General features: G+C 74.2%; 8 protein-coding genes and 1 pseudogene. 1 reads left to right on the top strand and 8 read right to left on the bottom strand.

Features of this window, described 5'->3' with window-relative positions; all coding sequences use genetic code 11:
* Positions 1–273 (top strand): annotated as a pseudogene (locus tag BEP24_RS15195) (ATP-dependent DNA helicase PcrA); the annotation flags it as partial.
* Between the two features lie 25 nt (positions 274–298).
* On the opposite strand, the gene BEP24_RS15190 reads toward BEP24_RS15195, so the two are convergent.
* From BEP24_RS15190 to BEP24_RS15155, 8 genes are all read right to left on the bottom strand, one after another.
* Positions 299–793 carry a GNAT family N-acetyltransferase gene (locus BEP24_RS15190; protein ID WP_065964825.1) on the bottom strand — a complete coding sequence of 165 codons (495 nt, stop codon included), beginning with the start codon at positions 791–793 and terminating at the stop codon, positions 299–301.
* Positions 794–975: 182 nt separating this feature from the next.
* A complete protein-coding gene (locus BEP24_RS15185; protein WP_065964823.1) occupies positions 976–1,611 on the bottom strand; it encodes a pyridoxal 5'-phosphate synthase in 636 nt (211 codons plus the stop codon).
* Positions 1,612–1,629: 18 nt separating this feature from the next.
* On the bottom strand, positions 1,630–2,388 hold the full coding sequence (locus BEP24_RS15180; RefSeq protein ID WP_065964821.1) for an NUDIX domain-containing protein: 759 nt from the start codon (positions 2,386–2,388) through the stop codon (positions 1,630–1,632).
* Complete coding sequence (locus tag BEP24_RS15175; RefSeq protein WP_065964820.1) at positions 2,385–3,941, bottom strand: nicotinate phosphoribosyltransferase; 1,557 nt, start codon at positions 3,939–3,941, stop codon at positions 2,385–2,387. The genes BEP24_RS15180 and BEP24_RS15175 overlap by 4 nt, the downstream gene beginning before the upstream one ends.
* On the bottom strand, positions 3,938–4,774 hold the full coding sequence (locus tag BEP24_RS15170) for a ribose-phosphate pyrophosphokinase-like domain-containing protein (RefSeq protein ID WP_065964819.1): 837 nt from the start codon (positions 4,772–4,774) through the stop codon (positions 3,938–3,940). Before BEP24_RS15170 ends, BEP24_RS15175 begins: the two co-directional genes overlap by 4 nt.
* Before the next feature lie 45 nt (positions 4,775–4,819).
* Positions 4,820–5,677, bottom strand: coding sequence for an oxygenase MpaB family protein (locus BEP24_RS15165; RefSeq protein WP_065964816.1), 858 nt, complete (start codon positions 5,675–5,677; stop codon positions 4,820–4,822).
* Positions 5,678–5,696: 19 nt separating this feature from the next.
* Entirely contained in the window at positions 5,697–5,990 is a 294-nt protein-coding gene (locus BEP24_RS17215; protein WP_065964814.1) for a hypothetical protein, read from the bottom strand.
* Between the two features lie 259 nt (positions 5,991–6,249).
* A complete protein-coding gene (locus BEP24_RS15155) occupies positions 6,250–7,881 on the bottom strand; it encodes a RecQ family ATP-dependent DNA helicase (protein WP_065964812.1) in 1,632 nt (543 codons plus the stop codon).
* Between the last annotated feature and the right edge of the window lie 131 nt (positions 7,882–8,012).

Below are 8,012 nucleotides of genomic sequence, written 5' to 3'. Positions count from 1 at the left end.
GGTGGCGGCTGGGGCGGCGGGTCGTACGACCGTGCGGCCGCGGCGGCGAAGACCCGCCCGAAGACCGAGTGGGCGAACCGGGTGTCCGGGCAGGTCCGCGACAACGGGGACATGGAGCTCGTGGCCGGCGACCGGATCACGCACGTGGACTTCGGCGAGGGCACGGTCTCCGCGGTGACCGGGCAGGGCGCCAAGCGCATCGCCGAGATCGCGTTCGACGCCGCGGGGCGCAAGAAGCTGCTCATCAAGATCGCACCGATCGAGAAGCTCTAGCGGGCAGGTCCCGCGGCCGCGCCGGCTACCGGACCATGCGGACGGCGTCGAGCCCGGCGGGACCGATCGGGACGTGCTTCGTGGCCCCGTCCCGTTCGAACCCGTTGCGGCGGTAGAACGCCTCGGCGCGCGGGTTGCGGTCGGCGACCCAGAGGAACGCGGGCTCGGTGCCGACCGCGGCGTCGAGCAGCGCCTGGCCCGTACCGGAACCGTGGTGCCCGGCGAGCACGTAGATGCCCTCGAGTTCGCGGTCCCGCACGGGCTCGTCGTCCCGTCCCGCTCCGGCCGAGGCCCACCCGACGACCCTGCCGTCCCGCTCGGCGACCAGGACGGTCAGGTCGGGGTCGGCGACGAGTCCGCGCCACCGGTCCTCGCGGGCGTCGACGTCGAGCGCGGCGAGGAACGCGGCCGGGAGCAGGTGCGCGTACGCCTCCTGCCAGGCCCGGACGTGCACCTCGGCGATGCTGCGGGCGTCCCGCGGCTCGGCTCGGCGGACGGTCGGTGCGGCGTCGTTCCCCATCCGCCGACGCTACCGCGCGGTGTCGGGTGCCCACGAACAACGGGGAGCACGTCGCACCACGCGATCACGTGGTGCGACGTGCTTCCCGTTGTGCGGACCTCGCCGGACGAACCGACGCGTGCGCGGGCGCCCCGCGCCCGGCGAACCCGTGCGCGCCCCGCAGCGCGGGCGTCCCGCGCCCGCTACGGCTGCAGCCGCGCCGCGTCCCAGCCCTCGCCCGCGCGGACGTACTGCAACCGCCGGTGCATCCGGTCGCGGCTGCCGTGCCAGAACTCCACGATCTCGGGCTCCAACCGCCACGCGACCCACCCCTCCGGGCGGGGCACCTCGTCGTCGGTGTCGGACAGCAGCACGTTCGCGTCGTCGATGAGGTCCTGCAGCGTCCGCGGCTCGAGCACGTCGGACTGGTCGGCGATCACGGTGGCGGCGCGGGACTTGGGCGAGCGGTCGGCGAACAGGGCGTCGGACTCCTCGTCGGAGAGCTGCACCGCCCGACCCTCGAACCGGAGCTGCTGCATGGTCTCGCGCCAGTACACCTGGAGCGCCGCGTGCGGGTTCTCGGCGAGCTGCCGTCCCTTCGGGCTGAGGGTCGAGGTGCCGAAGACGAGCCCGCGGTCCTCGAGGCGCTTCACGTCCACGGTGCGGGCGCTCACGCGGCCGTCGGCACCGGCGGTCGCGAGGGTCATCGACATCGGCTCGGACACCTCGCGCTCGGACGCGGCGTCGAGCCACTGCCGGGCGAGGTCGATCGGCGATGCGGGCGGGGCGTCGAACTCGGGCAGGTGCAGGGAGTCGTCACCGGACAGCGAAGCGGACATGGCCCCAGCCAACCGCGCCTAGTCCGTCCACGTCCAGGTCGCCGGGGGACGCCCGCCGCGGGCGCCGGTCCGTGCGGGGGCCGTCGTGCGCACGAGCGCGGGGTTCGTCCGGAGCGCGCGGTTGAGGTTGCCGGCGTCCGGCGGGGTTCGGTGCAGGGCCGCGTGCAGCTGCGCCGCGTCGCTGGTGGTGAAGACCTCGCCGAGCAGGGCGCGGGTCAGCGCGGTGTCCCGCCACAGCCGGGTCCGGACCTGGTCGCGCGCGGCGCGCACGATGGCGTCGTGGTCGAACGGGAGGCCGTGGTCACCTCCGTCGAGCGGGTGCCAGACGGCCCGGGCATCGGCCGGGAGGCGCGGGTCGCCCCCGTCGGACGAGTGTCGGTCCATCGGTGTGTCGCCCGGGATGCGCAGGTCGCCTCCGTCACGCAGGGGTCCGTCCGACGCCCCGCCGGGCCCCGGTGCCACGACCGCGAGGAACGCGATGCTCACCGCGGCGTCCCGCGGGTCCCGCTCGGGCCCGTCGAACGCCCCGACCTGGGCGAGGTGCCGGACCGCAGCCGCGTCGATCCCGGTCTTGGTCCGCAGTGCGCGCCGCGCCCCGTCGGCGAGGCGTTCCGCAGCGTCCAGGAGCACGCCGGGCAGCGCCTCCCGTCCGGCGTACGGGGCGTTCGCCCGACGCGCGGTGGCGACCCGCAACCCGCCCCCCGTCGTGAACGACACCGGGACGACGTCGATCGCGATGAGGGGCTGGTCGCGGGCCGCCGAGGCGGCGTCGGTCACGCCGCCGCCCGACGCGCCGCGCGGGCAGCGCGCTCGGTGCGGAGCGTCTCGCGGACGTCGGCGAACGACTGGTGGACCTGGAAGCGACCGTCGACCCAGACGGGCTGGAGGAGGCTCGTCGCCTCGTCCTCGGGGGTCGCCTGGTCGGTCTGCCGGATCTCGCCGTCGGCGTCGCGGTGCAGGGCGATGCGGCCCTTCGCGCTCTTCTTGCCGCTGCCGGTCTTCGGGTCCTTCTGGATGTCCACGGGCTCGCCGTCGACGAGGGCCCAGGTGGCCTTCACGGCGCTGCCGAGGTTGTCGCGCGTCATGTACTGGTACGTGTACGACCCGATGCCGAGCACGATGTTGTCGCTCGCGTAGCCCTTGGCGGCGAGGCGCTCGTAGATCCGGCGGGCACGGTCGAGGGTGATGCTGTCGCCGTAGATGACGCCGATGTGCTGGTCGAGGACCTTGTAGCCCTTCGCGGTCACGGTGTGGCCGAACAGCTCGTCGAGGAGCTCGACGACGCCCTTCTCCTCGTGGCTGCGGCCCTCGCGGAACAGCTCGTCCTGCGGGACGCCGTGCACGGTCCCCGTGACGATGTCGACCGGGTCGCCCGAGTCCGGACGGATCACGAGCTTGCCGTCGCGCGCCGTGATCCGGTCCTTGAGCTGCGGGAGCGTCTCGGTGAGCACCTTGAACAGGTCGAAGCCGTCGCTCACCGCCGAGACGATGCCGGTCGGGTAGACGTCGAGGATCTGCTCGAAGGTCTCGAGCTCGCCGTCGGCACCGCGGACGCACATCACGCTGTGCTCGGTGGCGGGGACGCTCGCGGCGACCCAGCCGTTGTCGCCCGGGTAGTAGCGGTCGATGAAGTCGAGCGAGGGCATCGAGTCGGTGCCGAGGAACGACAGCAGGTGCCCGGCGCCGCCGGCGGCCGCCGACTCGATGCTCGACTGCCCGCGGAACGAGAAGTCGTGCGCGGCGAAGTCGATGCTCGCCGGGTCCGCGCCGGTGCGCTCGGCCCACTCCTCCATGAGGTCGCGGTAGGCGAGGGCCTTCGTCGCGACGGTCGAGGGGTGCCAGATCGACGCCGACAGCGCGGTCTCGATGTAGTTCGGCAGCCAGAAGAACTCGTCGACGGTGTTCTCGACGGTCAGGGTCGCGACGCCGATCGGGGCGAGGGTGCCCTCGGGGAGCGCGCGGATCTCGAGCGGCAGGTAGCCGAGGCGGTGCAGGGCGCGGACGTGGTCGACGCCGATGTGGTTCGGGCCGAAGTAGCCCTGGAGCGCCTGCTCGAACAGCTCGGCGACGGTGTCCTCGTCGGCGGCGAAGAACGGCGCCCACGCCTCGACCAGGTGGCGCTGGACGAACGCCTGCAGCCCGAACACCACGGCGTGCGTCGACTCGGGCATGTGCGCGTTCGACCGGTTGGTCCAGTTGATGAGGATGCGGGTCGTGCCCGCCGGGTACACCTGGCGGTGCGAGTGCTTGTAGCCGTCCACCGCGAGGAGCGGCGCGATCGGGCTCGGGGCGGTGGTGCGGGGCTCGAGGCCCGTCGTCGTGGTGGTCATCGGATCTCCTTCGTGAGGTACGGGCTGAGCGGGACGGTGCGGAGGCCCGGCACGTCCTGCTGTGCCGGGTAGCTGTCGGTCGTGACGATCTCGGCGAAGTGCTCGGCGAGCTGCGGGGCCCGACCGGAGAACACCCCGTGCGAGACCCAGAGGCCCAGGCGCTCCCGCGGCAGGCCGGTCGCGCTGGCGAGGCCCGCGAACGTGCCGCCACCGTCGCAGATGTCGTCGACGACCAGGAACCGGCCGTCCCCGGGGAGCGGCTCGCACGTGAAGCCGTCGAGCTTGCCGGTGTCGGGGTTGCGGTGCTTCTCGGCTCGGTACAGGGGCAGGCCGCACGACTCGGCGACCGCCGTGGCCCGCGCGACCGCGCCCTTGTCCGGCGCGATGATCCCCGTGTAGGCGTCCCCCTCGACGTCCAGCACGGCGTCGCGGACGACCTGCTCGCTCGTGACGACCGTGAGACGCTCGACCAGCCCGACGATGACGGGGGAGTGCGGGTCGAAGGCGATCACCTGGTCGATCCCGAACCCGTTGAGGACGTCAGCGTAGACCTTCGCGCCGAAGGGGAGGCCCCGGTCCTGTCGGGCGCCGGGGAGGTAGGGGACGAGTGCGACCGACCGTGCCCCGCGCTGGCGGACCGCGTCCGCCCACATGCCGAGCAGGACGAGGTCGTCGCCGCTGGTGCCGCGCAGGGTCGCGATCTCGGTGGTCGCCCCCGCGTCGGCGTCGTCCTGGACCTTGACGTGGGCTTCACCGGCGGGGAACCGCATGGTGGAGAACGTCGTGGTCGTCGGTGTGCCCTGGGCGTCCCAGGTGCTGAGTTCGACTGCCATGACCCGACCGTACCACGGTACTTGTCGGAACGACAAGAACTCGTGTCAGTCCGTTGCGGAGGCGGGGCGGGCAGCGCGGTGCCGGGCGGCCGTCCGGCGCATCGCCCGGATGAGCAGGGGCGCCGGCAGCCGCAGCACCCACCGCGGGACGACCGCGCGGACCCGACGGAGGCCGGCGACGGTGCGCCGGAAGCGCCGTTCCTCGTGCGCGCCCCACGGGAAGCCGTACGCGGCGCGCAGCGGTGCGGGCAGCATGCCGACGGTCACGACCCGGACGACCGGCATCGCCGCGCGCACCCACGCCGGGGCGGCCCGCGGGTGGAGCAGGTCGCGGACGACACCGCGTGCGTCGTCGGTGACGCGCAGGGTCGCCAGGGTGTCCGACCAGGAGCGGTCGAAGTCGGCCACCGAGTCGAACCACCGGTCCGGGGGCACGCGCAGCGACGTCGCGATCGGTGCGTACGCCGCGAGGACGTCCTCGGCGCGGGCGGCGTCGATCGGGTCGCCGAACAGGTCGTGTGCGAGCCGGGCCGAGTCGAACAGGGTCGCGGCGACCCACCGCTGCCGCTCGACGTCGTCCGCGCCCGCGACCGGCCGGTGCGCCCGGTCGACGAACGCCGCGGCGAGGGCGGCGTCCGCCTCGGAGCCGACCAGGACCGCGGACACGAACATCAGGGTGTGCGCGAGCCGCTGCTGCGGTCGTCGCGCGAAGTCGGAGTGCCGCCGGACCCCCGCCGCGACCACCGGGTCGGCGATCTGCAGCAGGACGGCGCGGCCGGCCGCGGCCACGGGCGTGCTGTCGGTGAGCCAGCGACGCAGGTCGCGGTCGACGACGTGTGCGTGCGCCGGACGGGAGGCGCGGTGCCGGTGGTGCGCCGCGCCTCCCGTCCGACCGTCGCTCACGTCGTGACCGCTCGTCGGGTCAGAGCGGCTTCGTGCCGAGGTCGCCACCGAGGTCGGGGCGGTCCTCGTCCGCGTCGTGCTCCCACAGGTCGGGCGAGCCCTCACGCGGTGCACCGCCGGTCGGGCCGTCGTCCGAGCCGTCGCCGGGCTGCGGCTCGACGGTCTCGCCCGCGACGGCGTCGTTCGTGACGGTCTCGAGGGACTCCTCGGACTCGTCGACCTCGTACGGACCGACGTGCTCGCGGTCGAGGTCGTCGTTCCGGCGCTCCTGCGCGTCGAGGTCGTCCACGGGGCTGATGCCGGGGTCGCTCATGGGTGCTCCTTCTCGTTCCGGGGGACTCCTGTGTACGCCGGACGCCTGACGGGCCGTCCGGGATGCGCAGCCACGGTCCGGCGTGCGGTCTGAGCCGCACGGCTTCCCGTGCCGTTCACCCGGCGGACACCTGCGGGACACGGGCGCGGGGCACACTCACCGTGCTCGGGGGAGTGGAGCGCGGTCGCCGACGGGTGGTCGAGCGACCGCGCCTTCCTCCGCTGTCCCGGGCAGGCTGCTCGGGAACCCGGGGCCGTCGTCAGACGCGTTCGAGCAGGTGCCGCGAGTCGACGTCCGCGAGGCCGAGGGTCTTGTAGCCCGCCGACTCGAAGAACACCGTGATGCGGTCGTCCTCGGTGCTCATCACCGTGCCGCGGCCCCACTGCCCGTGCTCGACCGGGGCGTCCGGCGGCCACTCGGCGTCGTGCGACCCGTCCGCACCGTGGGCGTCGATACTGGTCGCGCTGCCCGAGGTGCACGTGTCGCAGTTGCCGCAGGGCACGGCGAGCTCGTCGCCGAAGTAGCCGAGCAGGAACTGCCGGCGGCAGCCCGAGGTCTCCGCGTACCGGCGCATCATCGCGATGCGGGACTCCTCCACCTCGGCCCGCTCCTGTGCGTGGCCCTTGGCGAGGCGCGCGGCGGCCGCGGCGTCGGTCGGCCCGCCCGCGACGCGCCGCAGTCCGTCCTCGCCGTCCTCGAGGGCACCCGCCTCGACCAGGGCGTTCGCGGACCGACCGGCCGTGCGGGCGGCGAGTCCGGACCGCTCGGCCAGCTCGGACCGGGCGATCGACCCGTCGGCGGGGACCGCGTCGAACACCGCGCGCAGCGACGCCGGCCGCGGGGACCCCGAGGCGAAGAACCGGCGCAGACCCAGGTCCTCGGCGTGGTAGTGCAGCGTCGTGCTGCCGACGTCGCCGTCCCGACCGGCCCGCCCGACCTCCTGGTAGTACGCGTCCACGGACTCCGGCACGTCGGCGTGCACGACGAACCGGACGTCCGGCTTGTCGATGCCCATGCCGAAGGCGCTCGTCGCGACGACGACGTCGAGCTCGCCGTCGAGGAACTCGTGGTGCACCCGCTCGCGGTCCCGCACGCGGAGACCGGCGTGGTACGGCTTGGCCCGGCGTCCGCTCTCGACGAGCTCGTCCGCGTACACGAGCGTGTCGGCGCGGGTCGCGACGTAGACGATGCCGGCGCCCTCGAGCTCGGCGACCTGCGCGACGACGGCCTCGCGCTTGTCGGTGTCGGCGGCGTGCCGGACGACCTCGAAGCGCAGGTTCGGCCGGTCGAAGCCGGTGGCGACGACGAGCGGGTCGCGCATCCCGAGCCGCTCGACGATCTCGGCCCGGACCGGGGAGGAGCCCGTGGCGGTCATCGCGAGCACCGGGGGCCGCCCCAGCCGCTCGACCACCTCGCCGAGCACCAGGTAGTCGGGTCGGAAGTCGTGGCCCCAGCTCGAGACGCAGTGCGCCTCGTCGACGGTGACGAGCGCCACGCCGACCTCGCGGAGCCGGTCGACGACCTCGTCCTTCGCGAGCTGCTCGGGGGCGAGGAACACGTAGCGGGCCTCGCCGGAGTCGATCGCGTCCCAGGCCTCGTCGAGCTCGCGGTGCCCGTGCGTGGCGTTGATCGTGACCGCGCGCGGGGCGTCCGGGTGGTCCTCGATGCCGACGACCTGGTCCTCCTGCAGGGCGACCAGCGGCGAGACGACCACGACGGCGCCCTCGAGGCCGAGGGCGGCGACCTGGTAGATCGCGGACTTGCCGGAGCCGGTCGGCATCAAGGCGACGGCGTCGCGCCCGGCGAGCACGGCGTCGACGACGGTCTCCTGCTCGGGGCGGAGTTCCCAGCCGAAGACGTCGGCGGCGCGGGTACGGAGGTGCTTGTCCACCCGTCGACCGTGCTCGTTGCTTGCTGGAGGGCCTCCCCGCGCTGCGCGCTGCGGCCATCGTGGCCGCGCCGGGCACGATGCGGGCCGGCCGTCGGGGGCGGGGCGGGCCTCCTGTCCGGCGGTCCGGACGG

The sequence above is a fragment of the Curtobacterium sp. UCD-KPL2560 genome, from assembly GCF_001705035.1.
GTDB lineage: Bacteria > Actinomycetota > Actinomycetes > Actinomycetales > Microbacteriaceae > Curtobacterium.
The sequence above is the reverse complement of the archived record's forward strand: the minus strand, read 5'-3'. Positions and strand labels throughout refer to the sequence as shown.

What these genes read in the sequence shown, in the direction of transcription:
- BEP24_RS17215 (WP_065964814.1), bottom strand. Translation starts at nt 5,990, where the DNA reads ATGAGCGACCCCGGCATCAGCCCCGTGGACGACCTCGACGCGCAGGAG.
- BEP24_RS15190 (WP_065964825.1), bottom strand. Translation starts at nt 793, where the DNA reads ATGGGGAACGACGCCGCACCGACCGTCCGCCGAGCCGAGCCGCGGGAC.
- BEP24_RS15175 (WP_065964820.1), bottom strand. Translation starts at nt 3,941, where the DNA reads ATGACCACCACGACGACGGGCCTCGAGCCCCGCACCACCGCCCCGAGC.
- BEP24_RS15170 (WP_065964819.1), bottom strand. Translation starts at nt 4,774, where the DNA reads ATGGCAGTCGAACTCAGCACCTGGGACGCCCAGGGCACACCGACGACC.
- BEP24_RS15185 (WP_065964823.1), bottom strand. Translation starts at nt 1,611, where the DNA reads ATGTCCGCTTCGCTGTCCGGTGACGACTCCCTGCACCTGCCCGAGTTC.